17 protein-coding genes and 1 pseudogene are annotated in these 18769 nt (G+C 64.2%); 5 read left to right on the forward strand and 13 right to left on the reverse strand.

Translation table 11 applies throughout. From position 1 onward, the window contains the following. Nucleotides 1–25 precede the first annotated feature (25 nt). Nucleotides 26–1222: a cyanate transporter gene (locus SB756_RS03510; RefSeq protein ID WP_341798375.1), complete on the forward strand. Its 1197-nt coding sequence runs from the start codon at nucleotides 26–28 to the stop codon at nucleotides 1220–1222. On the opposite strand, the gene SB756_RS03515 is transcribed toward SB756_RS03510, so the two are convergent. The 7 genes from SB756_RS03515 to glcD form a co-directional block, all read right to left on the reverse strand. Continuing rightward, nucleotides 1215–2648 (reverse strand): PLP-dependent aminotransferase family protein, encoded by a 1434-nt coding sequence (locus tag SB756_RS03515; protein ID WP_410910177.1) that lies wholly within the window; start codon nucleotides 2646–2648, stop codon nucleotides 1215–1217. The two genes, SB756_RS03510 and SB756_RS03515, sit on opposite strands and share 8 nt — an antisense overlap. An 82-nt stretch (nucleotides 2649–2730) precedes the next feature. Beyond that, on the reverse strand, nucleotides 2731–3069 hold the full coding sequence (locus SB756_RS03520) for a hypothetical protein (RefSeq protein WP_016499130.1): 339 nt from the start codon (nucleotides 3067–3069) through the stop codon (nucleotides 2731–2733). Nucleotides 3070–3275: 206 nt separating this feature from the next. Continuing rightward, nucleotides 3276–5444 (reverse strand): malate synthase G, encoded by a 2169-nt coding sequence (locus SB756_RS03525; RefSeq protein ID WP_410910178.1) that lies wholly within the window; start codon nucleotides 5442–5444, stop codon nucleotides 3276–3278. 152 nt (nucleotides 5445–5596) lie between these two features. Further along, nucleotides 5597–5995 carry a heme-binding protein gene (locus SB756_RS03530; RefSeq protein WP_410910179.1) on the reverse strand — a complete coding sequence of 133 codons (399 nt, stop codon included), beginning with the start codon at nucleotides 5993–5995 and terminating at the stop codon, nucleotides 5597–5599. Next, nucleotides 5988–7223 (reverse strand): glycolate oxidase subunit GlcF, encoded by a 1236-nt coding sequence (glcF, locus tag SB756_RS03535; RefSeq protein ID WP_341798379.1) that lies wholly within the window; start codon nucleotides 7221–7223, stop codon nucleotides 5988–5990. Before glcF ends, SB756_RS03530 begins: the two co-directional genes overlap by 8 nt. A 9-nt stretch (nucleotides 7224–7232) precedes the next feature. Then, nucleotides 7233–8285 (reverse strand): glycolate oxidase subunit GlcE, encoded by a 1053-nt coding sequence (glcE, locus tag SB756_RS03540; RefSeq protein WP_410910180.1) that lies wholly within the window; start codon nucleotides 8283–8285, stop codon nucleotides 7233–7235. Then, nucleotides 8285–9784, reverse strand: coding sequence for a glycolate oxidase subunit GlcD (gene glcD, locus SB756_RS03545; protein ID WP_410910181.1), 1500 nt, complete (start codon nucleotides 9782–9784; stop codon nucleotides 8285–8287). Before glcD ends, glcE begins: the two co-directional genes overlap by 1 nt. 195 nt (nucleotides 9785–9979) lie before the next feature. Between glcD and glcC the strand changes: the two genes are divergently transcribed. Next, the gene (gene glcC, locus SB756_RS03550; RefSeq protein WP_341798381.1) at nucleotides 9980–10744 is read left to right on the forward strand and encodes a transcriptional regulator GlcC; all 765 of its coding nucleotides are present in this window, start codon (nucleotides 9980–9982) and stop codon (nucleotides 10742–10744) included. Nucleotides 10745–10803: 59 nt separating this feature from the next. Here the strand turns inward: glcC and SB756_RS03555 are convergent, their stop codons facing one another. The 3 genes from SB756_RS03555 to SB756_RS03565 all read right to left on the reverse strand — a co-directional run bounded on the left by SB756_RS03555 (nucleotide 10804) and on the right by SB756_RS03565 (nucleotide 13700). Then, nucleotides 10804–11121: a DUF2388 domain-containing protein gene (locus SB756_RS03555; protein WP_016487609.1), complete on the reverse strand. Its 318-nt coding sequence runs from the start codon at nucleotides 11119–11121 to the stop codon at nucleotides 10804–10806. A gap of 208 nt (nucleotides 11122–11329) precedes the next feature. Continuing rightward, nucleotides 11330–12298 carry an NAD(P)-dependent oxidoreductase gene (locus SB756_RS03560; RefSeq protein ID WP_341798382.1) on the reverse strand — a complete coding sequence of 323 codons (969 nt, stop codon included), beginning with the start codon at nucleotides 12296–12298 and terminating at the stop codon, nucleotides 11330–11332. Between the two features lie 10 nt (nucleotides 12299–12308). Further along, on the reverse strand, nucleotides 12309–13700 hold the full coding sequence (locus tag SB756_RS03565) for an NAD(P)/FAD-dependent oxidoreductase (protein ID WP_341798383.1): 1392 nt from the start codon (nucleotides 13698–13700) through the stop codon (nucleotides 12309–12311). A 200-nt stretch (nucleotides 13701–13900) separates the two neighbouring features. Between SB756_RS03565 and SB756_RS03570 the strand changes: the two genes are divergently transcribed. Then, nucleotides 13901–14959, forward strand: a complete 1059-nt coding sequence (locus tag SB756_RS03570; RefSeq protein ID WP_341798384.1) for a GlxA family transcriptional regulator — start codon at nucleotides 13901–13903, stop codon at nucleotides 14957–14959. 116 nt (nucleotides 14960–15075) lie between these two features. On the opposite strand, the gene SB756_RS03575 is transcribed toward SB756_RS03570, so the two are convergent. After that, entirely contained in the window at nucleotides 15076–15426 is a 351-nt protein-coding gene (locus SB756_RS03575) for a cupin domain-containing protein (RefSeq protein ID WP_341798385.1), read from the reverse strand. Nucleotides 15427–15438: 12 nt separating this feature from the next. After that, nucleotides 15439–16815 carry an MFS transporter gene (locus SB756_RS03580; RefSeq protein ID WP_410910182.1) on the reverse strand — a complete coding sequence of 459 codons (1377 nt, stop codon included), beginning with the start codon at nucleotides 16813–16815 and terminating at the stop codon, nucleotides 15439–15441. A gap of 313 nt (nucleotides 16816–17128) precedes the next feature. On the opposite strand from SB756_RS03580, the pseudogene SB756_RS03585 reads away from it, so the two are divergent. Both SB756_RS03585 and SB756_RS03590 read left to right on the forward strand, forming a co-directional pair. Beyond that, nucleotides 17129–17377, forward strand: a pseudogene (locus SB756_RS03585) (RHS repeat-associated core domain-containing protein); the annotation flags it as partial. Between the two features lie 285 nt (nucleotides 17378–17662). After that, on the forward strand, nucleotides 17663–17923 hold the full coding sequence (locus SB756_RS03590) for a hypothetical protein (protein ID WP_152906017.1): 261 nt from the start codon (nucleotides 17663–17665) through the stop codon (nucleotides 17921–17923). 56 nt (nucleotides 17924–17979) lie between these two features. On the opposite strand, the gene SB756_RS03595 is transcribed toward SB756_RS03590, so the two are convergent. Continuing rightward, nucleotides 17980–18762: an NAD(P)-binding domain-containing protein gene (locus SB756_RS03595; RefSeq protein WP_063426637.1), complete on the reverse strand. Its 783-nt coding sequence runs from the start codon at nucleotides 18760–18762 to the stop codon at nucleotides 17980–17982. Between the last annotated feature and the right edge of the window lie 7 nt (nucleotides 18763–18769).

Genomic DNA, 18769 nt, shown 5'->3' on the forward strand with positions numbered 1-18769 from the left:
CCTGCTACCAGAGAACCGATGCACAATGAGAGCTGCTTTGAACCTGTTGCTGGTGATTCTGCTGGCGCTGAACCTGCGGCCGATCCTGACCAGTATCGGCCCGTTACTCGAACCCATGCGCGCCAGCACCGGCTTGGGCTACCAACAGGCCGCCCTGCTGACGGCGTTGCCGGTGCTGTGCATGGGCCTGGTGCCGTTGCTGCAGCCGTGGCTGCGACGCTGGATCAGCGAGCATGGCGGCATGCTCGGTGGCCTGGCTGCAATTGCCCTGGCCTGCCTGTGGCGCCTGCAACTGGACAGCGCCTGGGCGTTGATTGCCAGTGCGGTGGTCGCCGGCCTGGGCGTGGCGGTGGTGCAGGGCATGATGCCGGGCCTGGTCAACCGCTGGTTTCCAAGCCGCCTGGCGGGGGCGATGGGGCTGTACTCGGCAGCGTTGATGAGTGGTGGCGGCATGGCTGCCGTGCTTGGCCCGCATATCAGCGGCCACTTCGGTCACTGGCAGGTCGGCCTGGGCCTGTGGGCGATCCCGGCACTGCTGGCGCTGCTGGCCTGGGCCGTGCTGCGGCCTCGGCAGGGGCCGCCAAAGCTGGCCGGGGCCGCTGGCGGGCACTGGTTCGGCACGCGCCGGGCCTGGTTGCTGGCCTTGTACTTCGGCCTGATCAATGGCGGCTACACCAGCATGGTGGCGTGGCTGCCGGCGTACCATATCGAGCACGGCGGCAGTGCTCAGGGCGGCGCAGACCTGGTTGGCCTGATGACGGTCTTCCAGGTAGCCGGTGCACTGGGCTTGCCGCTGTTGCTGCGGTGCTGGGCTGACCGCCGCCCAGGCCTGTGGTTGGCGCTGGCAATCCAGCTGTCCGGCTTCCTTGGCCTGCTGCTGGCACCTACGCAGGCTTCGGGGCTGTGGGTTGCGATGATCGGTTTTGGCCTGGGCGCCTGCTTCAGCCAAAGCCTGACGCTGACCCTGGAGCACCTGAAGACGCCCGCCGAGGCCGGCAGCCTGGCGGCGTTCGTGCAGGGCATCGGCTTCATCATCACCGGTATCGTGCCGTATATCACCGGCTGGCTGCGTGACATGAGTGGCGACTTCCAGGCGTCGTGGACGCTGCTCACCGTGACGGTACTGGCCATGCTGCTGGTGACCACCTGCTTCAACCCGCGTGGCTATGCCGCAGCCATCGCGCGCCCAGTCCCAACAGGCAAGCCCGTGCCAGTCAACTGAGGCGTTGCAGGGTATCGCGCACCCGGTCCAGTGCCGGGTCGATGTCCAGCAGTTCAATGGCGCCGAAGCCCAGCAACAGCCCCGGGCGTACCGGCGCTTCGCTGAAGAATGGCGCCAGTGAATACAGGCCGACCTCTACCTTGCGTGCGAGGTTGGCCAGCATCTCCACATCCACCCCGGGCGCGGCCAAGGCGCTGAGGTGAAACCCGGCGCTGGCGGGGATTGCGCTGAACCATGGTGCCAGGTCGCCACCCAGGCGCGCCAGGATGCGCTCGCGGCGGGTGCTGTAGACCTCGTGGCAGCGGCGGATGTGCTTGTTCAGGTGGCCTTCGCCCAAAAAGCGCGCCAACGCCCACTGCAGCAAAGTCGGGCTGTGCCAGTCACTGAGGTGCTTGGCCACGCAAGTGGCCTGCAGTACGGCTGGTGGCAGCACGGCATAACCCAGCCGCAACTCGGGTAGCAGGGTTTTGGAAAAGGTCCCCACGTAGGCCACCAGGCCATGCCGGTCGAGGCGCTGCAGGGCATCCGAGGCTGGCCCGTGGTAGCGGAACTCGCAGTCGTAGTCATCTTCGATGATCAGTGCGCCCAGCTCGGCAGCTCGCGCCAGCAAGGCATGCCGGCGCGGCTCGCTCATGGGCATGCCCAGCGGGAACTGGTGCGAGGGCGTTACGTAGATCAGCCGGGTGCCGTCGGCGATCTGCTCCACGCACAGGCCTTCATCATCTACCGGCACCGATTGCAGGTGTGCCCCGAGGGCCAGGAACAGTTGCCGTGCCGGCGGGTAGCCGGGGTCTTCCATGGCCACCTGGCAGCCTGGCTCGACCAGTACCCGGGCAATCAGGTCCAGCGCTTGCTGGGCGCCGTTGCACACCAGCAGGTCGGCCGCGCTGCAGTGCACGCCGCGGGCGTAGGCGATGTGGTGGGCAATGGCTTCGCGCAGCTCCGGCAGGCCCTGCGCCTGGAACTGCCGCTCGGGGTGACGCTGGCTGCGGCGCAGGGCGTAATTCAGGCAGCTGCGCCATTGGTCGAACGGGAACTGCGACTTGCTCGATGCCCCGCCGACAAAGTCATAGCGCGAGGGCGTTTGCAGCTGGCGTTGGGCGAGCACGGTGGCGCGCTGCTGCCAGCGTTCAAGGGATGCGGCACCGGCCAGGGGAACGCTGGCGGACTCATGGCTGCGCCGTGGTTGGCGCGGGGTGATGAACGTGCCACGGCCGACCACGCCGCTGAGCAGGTTGTCGTAGCTCAGCCGTGAGTAGGCCTCGGCCACGGTCTTGCGCGATACGCCCAGTTGTTCAGCCAGCAGGCGGGTGGGCGGCAGTTGGGTGCCAGCGGCCAGGTGGCCGCTGTCGATACCGGCGCGCAGTTGCTGGTAAAGCTGATCGGCCAGGCCTTTGCGGCCTTCCAGACGAATGTGCAGTTCCATGGGGTGGTCCGGAGCGGGGGAGTGCTCAGGATAGCGGATTGGACAGGGAAGGGCATGGGGCTGCAAAGCAGCCCCAAAATGCTCAGAACCGGGCGGTGCTCACGGTGATATAGCCCTTGTCCGCCACCGCGATGCGGATCACTGTCTCGTCCGCTGGCGCCTGGCGGTTGCGCTTGATACGCACGCCATCCACTGCGGCAGCTTTCAGGTGTTCGGTAATGGCCCGCCCGTTCGGGTCGAAGAACACCTCGCTGGCCAGCAACTCGATACGTTCGATCAGTTGCCGAGAGTGCTCATCGGTGGCGCAGAAGAACATCACCCCCGACAGGTGGGGGTCTTCGTCGGGGTTGCTGATGTCATGGGTCAGCATTTCGCGCAGGCTGCTGCGCAGTTCGGCAATGGAGCGGGCGTACAGGTGCATACGGAACCTCCTCTGGATCGCGACCTTGCGTTGTCCAACACCGATCTTGTTTTCTGTGTGTAGAGGCAGCAAGTAGGACGGTTCTGAGAGGGCTGTGGGAAATTTCTGAATGCGCCGAACTACCTCCCTTGACTGGCAGGTGGTAGAGGCCGGCGGCAAAATTCGCCGGCCTGCACCGATCAAGTGTAGGAGCGGCGCAGCCAGGGCTAGCGTTGTACCTCCTGCTTGAAGCGCAACCGCCAGCCATGCAACAACGGTTCGGTATACCCACTCGGCTGCTCACGCCCCTTGAACACCAGCTCCCGCGCAGCGCGGAAGGCATGCGATGCCTCGAAACCGGCCGCCATCGGCCGGTACGCCGGGTCTGCGGCATTCTGCTGGTCGACCACCCTGGCCATCCGCTGCAGGCTCGCTTCGACCTGTTCGTCATCCACCACCCCATGGTGCAGCCAGTTGGCAATGTGCTGCGCCGAAATGCGCAGGGTGGCGCGGTCCTCCATCAGGCCCACATCGTGAATGTCAGGCACCTTGGAGCAGCCGACCCCTTGCTCGACCCAGCGCACCACGTAACCGAGGATGCCTTGGCAGTTGTTGTCCAGCTCGGCCTGGATATCTGCGGCACTCCACGCCCGTTCGGGGCTGACCGGAATGCTCAGCAGATCATGCAGCAACGCCTGGCGCTGGGCGCCCAGGTCAACCTGTTCAAGCGCCTGTTGCACGGCGGCGACGTCTACCTGGTGGTAGTGCAGCGCATGCAGCGTGGCGGCAGTGGGCGACGGTACCCAGGCGGTGTTGGCACCGGCCTTTGGCTGGGCAACCTTTTGTTCGAGCATGGCCGCCATAAGGTCAGGCATGGCCCACATGCCCTTGCCGATCTGCGCCTTGCCGCGCAGGCCACAGGCCAGGCCGACTAGCACGTTGCTGCGTTCGTAGGCCTGGATCCAGGCGGTGCCTTTCATGTCGCCCTTGCGCAGCATGGCGCCGGCTTCCATGGCGCTGTGCATCTCGTCCCCGGTGCGGTCGAGGAAGCCGGTGTTGATGAACACCACCCGTGATGCGGCACTGGCGATGCAGGCCATGAGGTTGACGCTGGTGCGCCGCTCCTCGTCCATGATGCCCATCTTCAGGGTATGCGCAGGCAAGCCCAGCAGGGCCTCGACACGGCCGAACAGCTGGTCGGCGAAGGCCACTTCGGCCGGCCCGTGCATCTTCGGCTTGACGATGTACAGGCTGCCTTCGCGGGAGTTGCCGCGGCGCTTGAGATCGTGCAGGCCGATCAGGCTGGTGACCACGGCATCGAGGATGCCTTCGGGGATTTCCCGGCCATCGCGGTCATGGATGGCCGGGTTGGTCATCAGGTGGCCGACGTTGCGGATGAACAGCAGCGAGCGGCCCGGCAGCGTCAGGGGTTGGCCGTTTGCACCCTGGTACTGGCGGTCGGCGGCCAGGGTGCGGCTGAAGGTCTTGCCGCCTTTGCTGACCTGCTCGCTGAGGTCGCCCTTCATCAGGCCCAGCCAGTTGCGGTAGACGTTGACCTTGTCGTCGGCATCCACGGCAGCTACCGAGTCTTCGCAGTCGATGATGGTGGTCAGTGCGGCTTCCAGGGCGATGTCCTTGACCCCGGCCAGGTCCTGTTGGCCGATTGCACTGGTCGGGTCGATTCGGATTTCGAAATGCAGCCGGTGGTGCTGCAACAGGATCGCCGTGGGTGTGCTCGGCTCACCCTGGTGGCCATGAAGTTGTGCTGGATTCTGCAACCCGACCTGGCGGCCGTCGGCCAACGTCACGTGCAGCGTACCCTGGTTGATCGCATAGGCCTTGGCGTCGCTGTGTGATGCACCGTCGAGTGGGGCGCTAGCGTCGAGGAACTGCCGGCCATAGGCAATCACCTTGGCGCCGCGTACCGGGTTGTAGCCCTGGCCGCGTTCGGCGCCAGCGGTTTCGGCAATGGCATCGGTGCCGTACAGCGCATCGTAGAGGGAACCCCAGCGTGCGTTGGCGGCGTTGAGGGCGTAGCGAGCATTGCTGAGCGGCACGACCAGCTGCGGGCCGGCTTGCACGGCGATTTCGCGGTCGACGTTGGCGGTGTTGATCTGCACGTTTTCGGGGGCGTCGACGATGTAGCCGATGCCTTGCAGGAAGTGCTGGTAGGCGGCCATGTCGTGGATCGGGCCGGGATGCTGGCGGTGCCAGTTGTCCAACTCGGTTTGCAGGCGCTGGCGTTCGGCGAGCAGGGCGCGGTTTTGCGGGGCGAGGTCGTGGACCAGGGTGCTGAAACCTTGCCAGAAGGCGTTGGCTTCGATGCCGGTGCCGGGGAGGACTTCGTCTTCGATGAAGCGCTGGAGGGTGGGGGCGATCTGGAGTTCGTTTGGCATTGTGTGTTCGCTCGATGTTCGGTCTTCGGAAATTCAGTCGCCTGTGCGGGCTTCTTCGCGGGCTTGCCCGCTCCCACAGGTACTGTGCAGGGATTCAGACCTGTGCGATGCCGGTGGGAGCGGGCAAGCCCGCGAAGAGGCCGGTACAGAATTTACAGGGCAGCAGCCCCAGCCTTGGCCACCTGGGCGTCCTGTTCGGACTTGACCCCGGACACGCCAATGGCACCCACCACCTGGCCATCCACCCGCAATGGCACGCCACCTTCCAGGCTGGTCAGCAGCGGTGCGGTGACGAATGCGGTACGGCCACCGTTGACCATTTCCTCGTAATCCCGTGTTTCCTTGCGCCCCAGCGCGGAAGTCCGGGCTTTTTCCAGGGCAATGTAGGCACTGGCCGGCGCACAACCATCCATGCGCTCCAAGGCCAGGGGATGGCCACCGTCGTCGACCACGGCGATGGTCACGTTCCAGTGTTGGGCCAGGGCTTCCTGGCGGGCGGCGGTCAGCACACGGGCGACTTCGGCCTGGCCGATAACGAACTTGCTATGCATGAGGGGTCTCCGGGTTCAAGGCTGCTTCGACGATTTCGATCCAGTGCCGTACTGGCGTGCGCCCGGCCCCGTCGAGGTGGGCCTGGCAGCCGATGTTGGCGGTGGCGATGACTTGCGGTTTGCCGCTTTCCAGTGCGTTGAGGCGGTTGTCACGCAGTTGCAGCGATAGCGCTGGCTGGGTCAGCGAATAGGTGCCAGCCGAGCCGCAGCACAGGTGGCCGTCCGGCACCGGGGTCAGGGTAAAGCCCAGGCGCGTCAGCAGCGCCTCTACCGCGCCCCCCAGTTTCAGGGCGTGTTGCAGCGTACAGGGGCAATGGAAGGCCAGGCGTTGTTCGGCGCACAGTCCCAGTTGCTCGACCGGCTCATCGCGCAATACTTCTACCAGATCGCGGGACAGGGCGCTGACCCTTGCTGCTTTGGCTGCGTAGCGCGGGTCGTGCTCCAGCAGGTGGCCATAGTCGCGCACGAACGCGCCGCAGCCGCTGGCGGTTTGCACGATGGCCTCGGCGCCTGCTTCGATGGCCGGCCACCAAGCGTCGATATTGCGCCGTGCACGTTGCAGGCCTTGCTCCTGGGCATTGAGGTGGTAGTCCACCGCGCCACAGCAGCCGGCTTGGTGGATGGGTTCGATGCTGATGCCCAGGCGGTCCAGCAGGCGTGCGGCGGCGGCATTGGTATTGGGCGACAGTGCCGGCTGCACGCAGCCTTCCAGCATCAGCACCCGGCGTACATGGCGCGGTGCCGGGCGCTGGCCGGGTGGGGTCATCCGCGCCGGCAGCTTGCGCTTGAGCGTGGCCGGCAACAGCGGGCGCAGGGCTTGGCCGCCGCGGGTCAGGGCCTTGAACAGTGCCGGGCGCGGCACCACCGCGCGCAGGCCCTGGCGCAGCAGGCGCTGGCCAAGCGGGCGTGGTACCTGCTGTTCGACCACGGCGCGGCCGATGTCCAGCAGGTCGTGGTACTTGACCCCGGATGGGCAGGTGGTTTCGCAGTTGCGGCAGGTCAGGCAGCGGTCCAGGTGCAGTTGGGTGCTGGCGGTTACCGGCTCGCCTTCGAGCATTTGCTTGATCAGGTAGATACGCCCGCGCGGACCGTCCAGTTCATCGCCCAGCAGCTGGTAGGTGGGGCAGGTGGCGGTGCAGAAACCACAGTGCACGCAGGACCGCAGGATGCTTTCGGCTTCGTCGGCGCGGGCCAGCTGGCGGGATGTTTCGCTCAGGTTGGTTTGCATGGTCTGGCCTCACAGGTCCGGGTACAGGCGGCCAGGGTTGAATACCCCCTGGGGGTCGAGCTGCTGCTTGAGGGCGCGGTGGTAACGCATCAATGCGGCGGGCAGGGGCGGGCTGCTGGCTGCACCGGGGGCGTAGCAGGTGGCGTGGCCACCCACCTTGGCGACGTGGTCGCGAATTGCCTGCGCCGGTGCGCTGGATTTCAGCCAGCGCTGGGCCCCCCCCCAGTCGATCAGTTGCCGGCCGGGCAGGTGCAGCTCGCCGGTGGCGTTGGGCAGTGACAAGCGCCAGAGCGGCGCAGGGTCGTTGAAGAACGCCAGGCGCTGTTCGCGCAGGTCGCTCCAGAAACCGCTGTCGAGGGTATCGCCGCCCAGGCGCTGACGTGCCGACTGCACCGAGCCTTCACCGCCTTCCAGGCGCAGGTACAGCGCGTCGCCGTCATGGCAGGCGGCGCTGATCGGCAGTGGCTGCTGCCCCCACTCGGCCAGCGCTTCCAATGCCAGGTGGCAGCCCATCGGCAGGCGCAGGCTCAGGCATTCGCGCGGCCGAGGCAGCACTTTCAGGGACACCTCCGTCAACAACCCCAGGCAACCAAAGCTGCCCGCCATCAGCCGAGATACATCGTAACCGGCCACGTTCTTCATCACCTCGCCACCAAAGCGCAGCAGTTTGCCGTGACCGGTGATCACCCGCGTGCCGAGCACGTAGTCACGTACCGACCCGGCCCACGGCCGCCTGGGGCCGGCCAGGCCCGTCGCGACCATGCCGCCCAAAGTGGCCTCGGGGCCCAGGTGCGGGGGTTCGCAGGGCAGCATCTGGCCAGCCTCGTGCAGGGCTGCTTCTATGTCGCGCAGCGGTGTGCCTGCCCGGGCGGTGAGCACCAGTTCGGTCGGGTCGTAACTGACGATGCCACGGTGGCTGCGGGTGTCGAGTACTTCGCCGGCCACCGGGTTGCCGAGCATGGCCTTACTGTTGCTGCCCTGGATACGCAGTGGCGTGCCCTGGTTCAAGGCCTGGTTGACCTGCTCCAGCAGGGCCTGGCTGATGTCGCGGTTCATGCTCATCAGAAGCGCTCCAGGTCGGGGAACGGCAGTTGGCCGTGGTGCACGTGCATGGCGCCGAACTCGGCGCAGCGGTGCAAGGTGGGAATGTTCTTGCCGGGGTTGAGCAGGCCCTGGGGGTCGAAGGCGGCCTTGACCGCGTGGAACAAGGTGATTTCATCGCTGTTGAACTGCGCGCACATCTGGTTGATTTTTTCGCGGCCTACGCCGTGCTCGCCGGTAATGCTGCCGCCCACCGCCACGCACAGTTCGAGGATCTTGCCGCCGATGGCTTCGGCCCGCTCCAGCTCGCCGGGCAGGTTGGCATCGAACAGGATCAACGGGTGCATGTTACCGTCGCCGGCGTGGAACACGTTGGCCACGCGCAGGCCGTATTCGCTGGACAGGTCACTGATGCCCTTGAGCACCCGCGGCAGTTCGCGGCGTGGGATGGTGCCGTCCATGCAGTAGTAGTCCGGGGAGATGCGCCCCACCGCCGGGAAGGCGTTCTTGCGCCCGGCCCAAAAACGCACCCGCTCGGCCTCGTCGCAGGCCAGCCGTACCTCGCGGGCGCCGGCTTGGGTCAGCACGGCGGCCACCCGTTCGCAGTCGTCGTGCACATCGGCCTCCACGCCATCCAGTTCGCACAACAGGATGGCCGCCGCGTCCACGGGGTAGCCGGCGTGGATGAAGTCTTCGGCGGCGCGGATTGCCAGGTTGTCCATCATCTCCAGGCCGCCTGGAATGATGCCGGCAGCGATGATTTCGGCCACCGCCCGGCCAGCGTCTTCGACACTGTCGAAACTGGCCAGCAGCACCCGCGCCACCTGAGGTTTGGGCAGCAGTTTCACGGTAACTTCGGTGACGATGCCGAGCATGCCTTCAGAACCGGTGAACAGCGCCAGCAAGTCGAAGCCGGGGCTGTCCAGGGCATCGCTGCCCAAGGTCAGGTGTTCACCTTCGACCGTGAGAATGTCCACCTTGAGCAGGTTGTGCACGGTCAGGCCGTACTTCAGGCAGTGCACGCCACCTGCGTTCTCGGCGACGTTGCCACCGATGGAGCAGGCAATTTGCGAGGAGGGGTCTGGTGCGTAGTACATACCATGGGGTGCGGCAGCCTGGGAGATGGCCAGGTTACGTACGCCGGGCTGCACACGGGCGTAGCGGCCCTGCGGGTTGACCTCCAGGATGCGGTTGAAGCGCGCCATCACCAGCAGGATACCCTTGGCTAGCGGTAGGGCACCGCCCGACAGGCCGGTGCCGGCGCCACGGGCGACCACCGGTACGTGGCGCTGGTGGCACAGCTTGAGCAGCGTCTGCACCTGCTCCAGGCGCTCGGGCAGTACTACCAGCAGCGGTACCGTGCGATAGGCCGACAGGCCATCGCATTCGTAAGGTTTGAGGTCTTCTTCGCGGTGCAGGATATCGAGGTCCGGCAGGGCACTTCGCAGTGCCTGCAGCAGCTCTGCCTGGTCCACGGCGGGCAGCGCGCCATCGACGCGTTCGTCGTACAGGATATTCATCGGCTCACTCGGCAACGGTTTTTGTTGTTGTTGGCAAAGCGGTCACCGTTGCAGCCTGCGCGTGCCAGCAGCAGTGGTCGAGCATGGCAGGCACTGGTCCTACCAGTTTTTCTTCGGTCTACTGGTTATTGATGGGTTTACCCGGCTAGATTGGAGCACGTTGTCTAACTGGTCCTACCAGCAGGAGGGTGCGCAGTGGTTACTGATGGCAAGGCCAAGGTCGCCGACCAGGTGGCCGAGCGGGTGGAGCGACTGATCGTCGACGGCGTGCTGAAGGTGGGCCAGGCCCTGCCTTCGGAGCGGCGGTTGGTAGAGAAGCTGGGTTGTTCACGCTCGGCCCTGCGCGAAGGGCTACGCATTTTGCGTGGGCGCGGCATCATCGACACCGAGCAGGGGCGAGGCTCGTTCGTTGCCGACCTGACGGGGCAGGCGGGTACCACACCGTTGATGCACCTGTTCAGCTCGCAGCCACGCACGCTGTTCGACCTGCTGGAGGTGCGGGCGTTGCTGGAGGCCGAGTCGGCGCGGCTGGCGGCGTTACGCGCCACCGAGGTCGACCGCTTGCTGATTCGCCGGCGTTATGAAGAAATGCTGGCGGCCCACGAGGCGGCAGAGGCGCTGGACGCCCGTGAGCACGCCCGCCGTGACCATGCCTTCCACCGGGCTATCAGCGAGGCGTCGCACAACCCGGTGCTGGTACATACCCTGCAATCGCTCAGTGACCTGACCTTGAGCACGGTGTTTGCGTCGGTCAACAACCTGTATTGCCGCCCTGCGCAGAAACGCCAGATTGATCGGCAGCATGCGCGGCTGTATCACGCGGTGATGGAGCAACTGCCGGAGCAGGCCCAGCGGGCGGCGCGTGAGCATATCAACGGGATACGCGACAGTTTGCGGGAGATCGAACAGGAAGAGCAGCGTTTGGTGCGGGCAACCATGCGCATGGATGGTTGGGGGTGATGCTGCCTGTGCCAGCCCTTGCGCGGGCTTGCCCGCGAAAGGGCTGGCACAGGATTGCATCAATGATCGGCTATGCGGTCATCCTGGGAAAGAATAGCCCTGGCCAGCTCTTCATCATTGGCCTGCAGCCCAGGATGGTCCTTGCGCGCCTGTTCCAGCGCCGACTCTACATAGGCGCCACGGATTGCACCGCCGCTGGCGACGAAAGCCGAAAGCTCGTCACGCGCCGGGATGATCCGTTTGTCGTCCTTGAAGGTCGAATACAGCGAAGCGGAAACACCGGCCGAGGTGGCGACGTCGCCCGCATCGACGCGGGCCAGGGCAGCACCGGCAGGCAGCAGGAGCAGCAGCGCAGGGGCGAGGAGTAGGTGGCGCATGTCGAGTTCTCCAATAGCGTGAAGCACAGGGAAATAAACCACTCAGTGTTTAAGAGGGCCGGGGGGGCGGGTAGTTCCCTTTGCTGGCTGGAGATTGTCGGGGCCGCCGCGCGGCCCCCGAGGTAGGGTCAGGCCAACTGGTAGGTGGTCTTCACCCGGGTAAAGAACACGAAGGCGCCATCGACGTAGCGGTTTTTGGTGACAAGGGTCATGCAGTGCGAGTCCTTTTCTCAGAAACCTGGCGGGCGACGAAGTCGCTGATGTTGTCCACGGCGCTGTCCATCAGCTGCTGCATGGCGTCTTCGCTGCTCCAGGCGATGTGCGGGTTGAGCAGGAAGTCGTCGCGGTCGATCAGTTCGAACAACGGGTTGCTGGGGTGCAGCGGCTCCACTTCCACTACATCCAGCGCCACACCGCCCAGGCGCCGCTGTTGCAGCGCCTGAATCAGCGCCGCTTCGTTGACCACGCCGCCGCGGCCGGTGTTGACCACGATGGCATCGGGCTTCATCAATGCCAGCTGCCCGGCATCAATGAGGTTGTGGGTTTCTGGCGTGAGCGGGCAATTGATCGACAGCACGTCGCAGCTTTTCAGCAGCTCGGCCAGCGGCCGGCAATCGGCGCCCTGGCGCTTGCCGCTGCGGTCTTCGAACAGCACCTGCATGCCGAATGCCCGCGCCAGGTGTGCCAGGCGCAGGGCAATCGGGCCGCTGCCGATGATTGCCAACTGCTTGTCGCGCACATCGCGGATGCGGTGGTTGAAGTAGATGTTCTGGTACGGCTTGTCGCCGGCATGCACCTGGCGCATCAGGCGGGTGAACGCGGCCGGGCGGCGGAACAGCTCAAGGATCATCGCCAGGCTGTGCTCGGCCACGGTGTTGGCGGCATAGCCCGGTACGCTCGACACTTCGATGCCGTGGGCTTCGCAGTAGTCGACATCGACGATGTCGCGGCCGGTCAGGGCCAGCGAGATCATCTTCAGCCTGGGCAGCTGGCGCAGGTGCTCTTCGCGCAGGGGTACGCTGCAGGTCAGCGCCACCGTCGCGTCTTTCAGGTGCTCAAGCATCTGGTCGGGGTGGGTGTAGGCGTACTGCTGCCAGGTGTGATCGCAGTCGGGGCGCTTGAGGCGGGTGGAAGGCGCCAGGCCTTCGTCGTCAAGGAAGACGATATGTTCGCTCACGGTCTTGTCCTTATTTTTTCTGCGCGGGCACGTAACCGGCGGGCGCCATGCCCACAAGCTGGCGGGTGATGAAGCCGGCATCCTGGTCGTGGTCTTCCAGCGATTCCTTGCGCACCAGTGCATCGCGAACCAGATGCGCGCCAAAGAAGCGCAACGGCTCTGGCGGCAGCAGCTTCATCTTCTGGTTGACCAGGCCACAGTTGGTCCACTCGTCGTTGGCATGGGTGGCCAAGGACTTGATGATGCGGCTGGCAAACACGGTGGTGGCCACGCCGTTGCCGGAAAAACCGATGCCGTAGCTGACGGTCTGGTGATGGTCGAGGTAGCCGAAGTTGGGCAGGCCCTTCATGGCCCGGTCAATCGGCCCGGTCCAACTGCTGACCACCGGTACATCCTGCAACTGCGGGTACAGGCGGCGCAGTTCGGCAGCGACCTTGTCGGCGGCCGGCGAGGGTTTTTCATACAGGTCGCCGATGCGTCCGGCATAGGCGAACTGGCCCAGCGGCTTGCCGAACACCACGCGCCCGTCAGGGGTGTTGCGCCAGTAGTTGAGCACGGTGCGCGAGTCGGTCATGCATTCGCCGCCGCTGAAACCGATGGCGTCGAGCTTGGCCTTGACCGGCGCGGTGGCAACCATGTCGCTGGACATGATCGCGATCATCCGGCGCAGCTCGGGAAATTGCGCGCCCCAGGCGTTGAGCGCCAGCACCACGTGGTTGGCTTTTACATGGCCTTTGGCGGTGTGCACCACCGGGTGCTTGCCACGCTGCAGGTGAGTGAACGGCGATTTCTCGAAAATCTGCACGCCCAGTTTCAGTGCCACGCAGCGCAGGCCGCGGGCCAGCATGGCGGGCTGTACGGTCGCGGCGTTGGGGTCGAAGATGCCGCCCAGCACCAGTGGCGAGCCGACGCGGCCGCGAATGGTCTGGCGGTCCAGTTCCTGGAACGGGTTTACGTCGAGTTTCTGCAGGCCGTCGGTGAGCACGCGCCAGGAGTTCATCTGCCGCTGGTTGGTGGCCGTCCACAGCCAGCCGTCCTTGCGGTACTGGGCGTCGATGCCGTGCTCCTGGCAGAAGCTGCCGATCTCGTCGATGGCCGACTCCGCCGCCTCGCAGATGCGCCGCGCCTCGACATCCCCGCAGATGGTGCGCACCGACAGGTACTTGCCCCACCAGTTGGTGGCCACGCCACCGTTGCGCCCGCTGGCCCCCGAGCCGCAGCGGTCGCGCTCGACGATGACGATGGTTTTTTCCGGGTGCGCCTGTTTTAGGCGGATGGCCGACCACAAGCCAAGGAAGCCACCGCCGACGATGCACACGTCGGCTTGAATCGAGTCCTGCAGGGCAGGGGCCAGGTCGTTGTCCAGGTCCAGCGCCTGGGCATACCAGAATCCACGGTACATGAGGGGTGCCTCTGAGCATGTTTGTCTTGTGCCTACATGATGCTCAGCCGGGGCTGGGGGCTGATATTACAGCCATGACAATTGATAGAACGGCGCCGCCTTTTGTCACGGATTTCCTATTTGTGGGGATGCATATGATATGACGGACGCAGGGCGCGCTTTAGAATGGCACCATTACCGATGTAACGAGGCCAGCGTCCATGTTTGCCGAACAACAAGAACAACCGGTACAAGCCCACGCCATCACTGCGCAGGTCAAGCCCGAACTACGGGTAGGCTTCGTGCTGATGAACCACTTCACCCTGGTGCCGGTGGCGGGGTTGGTGGACTCGCTGCGCTTTGCTGCGGACAAGTCATTCCGCAGCCAGCAGGTGTTGTGCCAGTGGGACTGGATGACGCTGGACGACCAGCCGATCACCGCCAGTTGCGGCATGCCCATTTCGCCGACCAAGCCGCTCAACCTGTTTGCCCAGTACGACTATGTGGTGCTGGCCGGTGGCCTGCTGGACGAAACCCGCAACCCGCCGGCCTGGCTGCTGGATGCGCTGCGTGAGGTGCATGCGGCGAATATCCCGATAATCGCCTTGTGCTCGGGGTCGTTCGTGCTTGGCAAAGCCGGGCTGCTCGATGGCCGGCGCTGTGCGCTGCATTTCACCTTGCGTGACGAGTTCAAGGAGCGTTTTCCACTGGCCACGGCGGTGATCGACAAGAGCTACGTGGACGACCGCGGCATCATCACTTGCCCGGGCGGCACGGCCATTGACCTGGCGGCCAACCTGATCCGCCGGCATTGCGGCGCAGTGCGGGCGCAGAAGGGGCTGGAATACCTGCTGGTGGATGAGCGCGCCGAAGAGCAGGAGAAGACGGCCAGCGAATGCGTGTACCAGAACGACCGCGTGCAGCGGGCGATCAGCTTCATGCGCGCCAACCTGGATGCCTCGATGACGCTCAAGGCCGTGGCTGAAGCGGTGGGCACCCACCCCCGGCAGTTGCACCGTGAATTTGTGGCTAATACTCAGGAGCCGCCGGCCAACTACTGGCGCAAGTTGCGCCTGGACCATGCCCGGCGGTTGCTGGTGAACACCAGCCAGAACATCACCACCATTGCGTTGGCGTGCGGGTTTTCCGATGCGTCGCACTTCATCCTGTGGTTTCGCAAGCAGTATGGCGAGACGCCGTACAGCTTCCGCAAGCGCAGGCATGAAGTGGAGCGGTTTGACTGGCATGGCGACAAGGCGGGGTTGGACCCGGAGCTCTAACAAGTTATCGCGGTCAGCGGTAGGAGCGCGTGGGTATCAGAGCTGGCCGATGGCCTGCATCCCCATCCGGCTGGTCCGTTTGCCGGGGCTGATACGTTCGATCATCTATTTGTTCCTTAGAACAGCACGTAAGTCTTGCGCAGGGTTTCGCGAATGTCCCAGACACCCTCGCAGTTCTCCGGGAACAGCACTGCGTCGCCGGCGCGCAGCTCTACCGGCTCGCCACCGTCGGGGGTGAAGGTGCACCAGCCGCTGACAATGTGGCTGAACTCACGGTTTTTCAGGTGCCGGCGGAACACGCCCGGGCCGCTTTCCCATACGCCGATGCTGGCGCCGACGGCTTCGTCGGTCTGGTCCTGGGCGGTGGCTGCCTGGGCGACGGGTTCACCGATCGGCAGGCGGGCCGGGGCAGGGGCACCCAGCGACGCGAGAGGGGCATTGCGCACGACAGTCAGTACTTGGTTCACGAAAAGGCCCCTTCAGGCTTTACGAACAGCGGGTTTGGCAGCGGTAGAGGTGCGGGTGGGGTTACCAAGCGCCGCGGCTTGCTGCAGGTCGAGCTTGCTGGTCTCGGGGGCGAGCCACCAGGAAATCAGGGCGCCGAACAGCGAGATCAGGGCGGCAGCGAACATGGTGTTGGCAATGCCGTAGGAGGCCAGGGATATCGGCACCAGGTACGTGCCCACGGCCGCGCCGATGCGTGACAACGAAGTGGCCAGGCCCACCGCTGACGCACGGATTTCGGTGGGGAACAGCTCGTTGGGGTAGACGTATTCAAGCACCTGGGCGCCGCCGATCAGCACGGCATAGGCGCCGAACAGCACCAGTACGGTGGTTGGCGAGGCATCCGGGAACACCCCCAGCAGCACCAGCGACATACCCGACCAGAGGAAGCTGTGGATCAGCATGTTGCGCCGGCCCAGGCGGTTGATCAGTTTGGTGGCCACCAGGCAGCCCAGGGTGAACAGCAAGGTGATGGCGATGGAGCCAAAGGCCGCCCAGTCGCCTGTCAGTTGCAGTGCCTGCAGCACTTTGGGGGCGAACGAGTAGATGGCGAACAGTGGCACGATCGCGCAGGTCCAGAACAGGGTGACAAAGGCCATGCGCTTGCCGTAACCGGAGTGGAACAGCGACCACACCGACACCGGTTTGTCGCTGCTCTGCTCTGGCAGGTCAGCAATGGAGTAGTCCGGGCCGTAGACTTTCTTGATCACGGCGTCGGCTTCGGCGGTTCGGCCTTTGCTCAGCAGCCAGCGAGGCGATTCTGGTGTGCCACTGCGGGCAACCAGGAACAGCGCACCGGGTATCAGGGCGCTGGCCAATACATAGCGCCAACCGTCTTCACCGCCCACGCGCAGCAGCAGTTCGCCGACCATGTAGGCCACGGCGGCACCGGCAAACCACATCAGCACCATGGCCGCCAGCAACGGCCCACGTTGCTTGCGTGGCAGGAACTCGGCCAGCAACGACGTGGCGATCGGGTAGTCGGCACCGACCGCGATACCGATCAGCAACCGCCAGGCGAACAGGGCCCAGGCCGACTCGACCCAGAACTGCGCCACTGAAAAACCGACGATGGCGACCAGGTCGATCAGGTACAGGACCTTGCGCCCGTACTTGTCAGTGAACCAGCCACCGAGAAAACCACCCAGGAAGACACCAATCAATGCTGACGCGGCGATCAGCCCTTCCCACAGGGCCGACAGCTGCAAGGCATTGGTAATTTGCAGCATGGCGACGCCGATGATGCTAAGTACGTAGCCATCGAGAAAAGGCCCGCCAGCGGAATAGACCGTCAGTTTGCGGTGGAACCCGTTGAGCGGCGCATCTTCTACGGAGCGTCTGGAAACGGACATACGGCTTACCTCTTGTTGTTATGTGGTGCACTAACGTGGCGGCACTATGGCACCGGCTGGCGCGGGCGCCCTATAACGGCTCGGACGAGTCATGGGATGGGATGACCGGGTGTGCCGAGGACTGGCGGATACCACTGGCCTACCGGCACCAGGCGGAATTGAGGCATTTCGAGGAGGATACGGCACGCGTCTGTCGGCAGCTGTAGTGGGGGAGCTGAGTCATGGGCTGTTATTTTTGCCAGTAGATCTTGTAATTGATCGAGATCATCCTCCAGCTCAGAGGACTAGCGAAGTGAGGTGAGCCGTGAGCGATGTGACACCGTTACGAACCCAGGCATATGACCCTTATGGTTTTTCTCCATTGGGCTTGGAACAGGGGGCGCTCGGTTTTAACGGGTGGTCCAGGCAGTCCATTGCTGGGCTGTATTTGCTAGGTAATGGATACAGAGCATACAACCCGGCCCTCAGGCGCTTTCTATCACCAGACAGTTGGAGCCCATTTGGTCGAGCTGAAATCAATAGTTATGTTTACTGCAAGTGCGATCCTGTCAATTTTCAAGATGACTCTGGACATATGCCTGGCAGGGAGCGGGGGCGGCCGGTTGCTCGAAACAATCACAGGCGTCTCAATTCTAGAGGCTCATCTTCGTCGGACAGCACGTCAAGATCCAGGTCACTCATTAATCTAGGTCATTACTCGACACATCCTATAGTGAGACAAAGAGGGGGCAGTCCCGTGAATAATGCGGGCCAGTCCCCGTCACCTCATCGGCGCTCGTCTTCGTCTGCAGTGATAGATATGACCCCCCCGGAGGCTTTGCAGCGAGTTCCTGTGGATATTGGGAGCTTGAGTGATTTTACTGACGTTTTTTCCAGAGAGTCGCTCGACGGTGCTGGAGGTAATTTAAGTATGCAGCGTCCTGAAAGCGCCCATTTAAATAGTATGATTAACGCCGGTTTGGGATTGGATGAGGAGCTGTTTCTAAGGAATACTGATATTCGTACGACTGCAGGTATACAAGGGGGGGAAAGCTTGTCGAGTCAAACCCTTGAAAGCATAAATCGAGAGCGTATGGACCAAATCAAAAGAAAAACGGGCTCGCAATAATTAAAAATCTATCAAGGCGAGCCATGCAGTTATCGTTCACGACAGTAGGGGGCAGTTTATCCCTCTGCCTGCCCTGAGCGTGTCAACAACCCGTCCAGCACCACTTCGCATGCCGCACCCCAGGTAGCGCTTACCGGCTGATGCATCAGCACCGCCAAACCATCAGCGGTGAAAGTGCCCGGCGTGGCAATGGCCTGGCCCAAGGCCTTCAGCGTGTACGCCGGCTGCTGCCCGGCACTGGCCACGCAGTCTTGCAGGTTACCCAGCACCAGCGCACGTGCTTCGGCTGCGGGCAGGCCTTTGTCCATCAGCCACTGTTGCAGGTCGTGTAGCAGGAAGTAGAACCAGCCATTCATACACGCCGCCACGGTGGCCAGCTCGAATTCTGGCTCGCCGTGCAGCACCACCAGTTTGCCCAGTGGCCCCAGGTACTGCGTGGTGAGCGCATCGGGTGGGCAAACCACTACCGTGGACTGGTTGTACTGCGCCGCGTACGACAGCATCGCACGCACACAGAGGGCGCCAGGGAACGCAGTGGACAGCTGTGCAAGGTTGACCCCGGCGGCGAGCGAAACCAGGCGCTGGCCGGGGCGCAGGTGTAGCTCATCTGCCAGTTCGGCGAGCGAATGCGGGCGCACGCCAAGGATCAGCAGTTCTGCCTGGTCGACCACTGCCTGGTTGCTCGGCAACACCTGGCAACCATGCTCCTGGGCCAGCAGGGCTGCCCGTTGCGCATTGCGCGGTGACAGCAGGATGGGGCCCTCGAAACCGCTGCGACGCAGGCCGATGACCACTTTTTCGGTGAGTTCGCCCACCCCGAGAATGCCAAGGCTATGCATGGTGCCT

Origin of the sequence: Pseudomonas sp. SIMBA_068 (assembly GCF_046534705.1) — a bacterium.
In the GTDB taxonomy this organism is placed as follows: domain Bacteria; phylum Pseudomonadota; class Gammaproteobacteria; order Pseudomonadales; family Pseudomonadaceae; genus Aquipseudomonas; species Aquipseudomonas putida.

Excerpts from the sequence above, each read along its gene's own strand:
- SB756_RS03515 (WP_410910177.1), bottom strand. The coding sequence starts at position 2,648 with ATGGAACTGCACATTCGTCTGGAAGGCCGCAAAGGCCTGGCCGATCAG.
- SB756_RS03570 (WP_341798384.1), top strand. The coding sequence starts at position 13,901 with ATGTTTGCCGAACAACAAGAACAACCGGTACAAGCCCACGCCATCACT.
- SB756_RS03580 (WP_410910182.1), bottom strand. The coding sequence starts at position 16,815 with ATGTCCGTTTCCAGACGCTCCGTAGAAGATGCGCCGCTCAACGGGTTC.
- glcF (WP_341798379.1), bottom strand. The coding sequence starts at position 7,223 with ATGCAAACCAACCTGAGCGAAACATCCCGCCAGCTGGCCCGCGCCGAC.
- SB756_RS03530 (WP_410910179.1), bottom strand. The coding sequence starts at position 5,995 with ATGCATAGCAAGTTCGTTATCGGCCAGGCCGAAGTCGCCCGTGTGCTG.
- SB756_RS03525 (WP_410910178.1), bottom strand. The coding sequence starts at position 5,444 with ATGCCAAACGAACTCCAGATCGCCCCCACCCTCCAGCGCTTCATCGAA.
- SB756_RS03565 (WP_341798383.1), bottom strand. The coding sequence starts at position 13,700 with ATGTACCGTGGATTCTGGTATGCCCAGGCGCTGGACCTGGACAACGAC.
- SB756_RS03595 (WP_063426637.1), bottom strand. The coding sequence starts at position 18,762 with ATGCATAGCCTTGGCATTCTCGGGGTGGGCGAACTCACCGAAAAAGTG.
- glcE (WP_410910180.1), bottom strand. The coding sequence starts at position 8,285 with ATGAGCATGAACCGCGACATCAGCCAGGCCCTGCTGGAGCAGGTCAAC.
- SB756_RS03520 (WP_016499130.1), bottom strand. The coding sequence starts at position 3,069 with ATGCACCTGTACGCCCGCTCCATTGCCGAACTGCGCAGCAGCCTGCGC.
- glcD (WP_410910181.1), bottom strand. The coding sequence starts at position 9,784 with ATGAATATCCTGTACGACGAACGCGTCGATGGCGCGCTGCCCGCCGTG.
- SB756_RS03510 (WP_341798375.1), top strand. The coding sequence starts at position 26 with ATGAGAGCTGCTTTGAACCTGTTGCTGGTGATTCTGCTGGCGCTGAAC.
- SB756_RS03555 (WP_016487609.1), bottom strand. The coding sequence starts at position 11,121 with ATGCGCCACCTACTCCTCGCCCCTGCGCTGCTGCTCCTGCTGCCTGCC.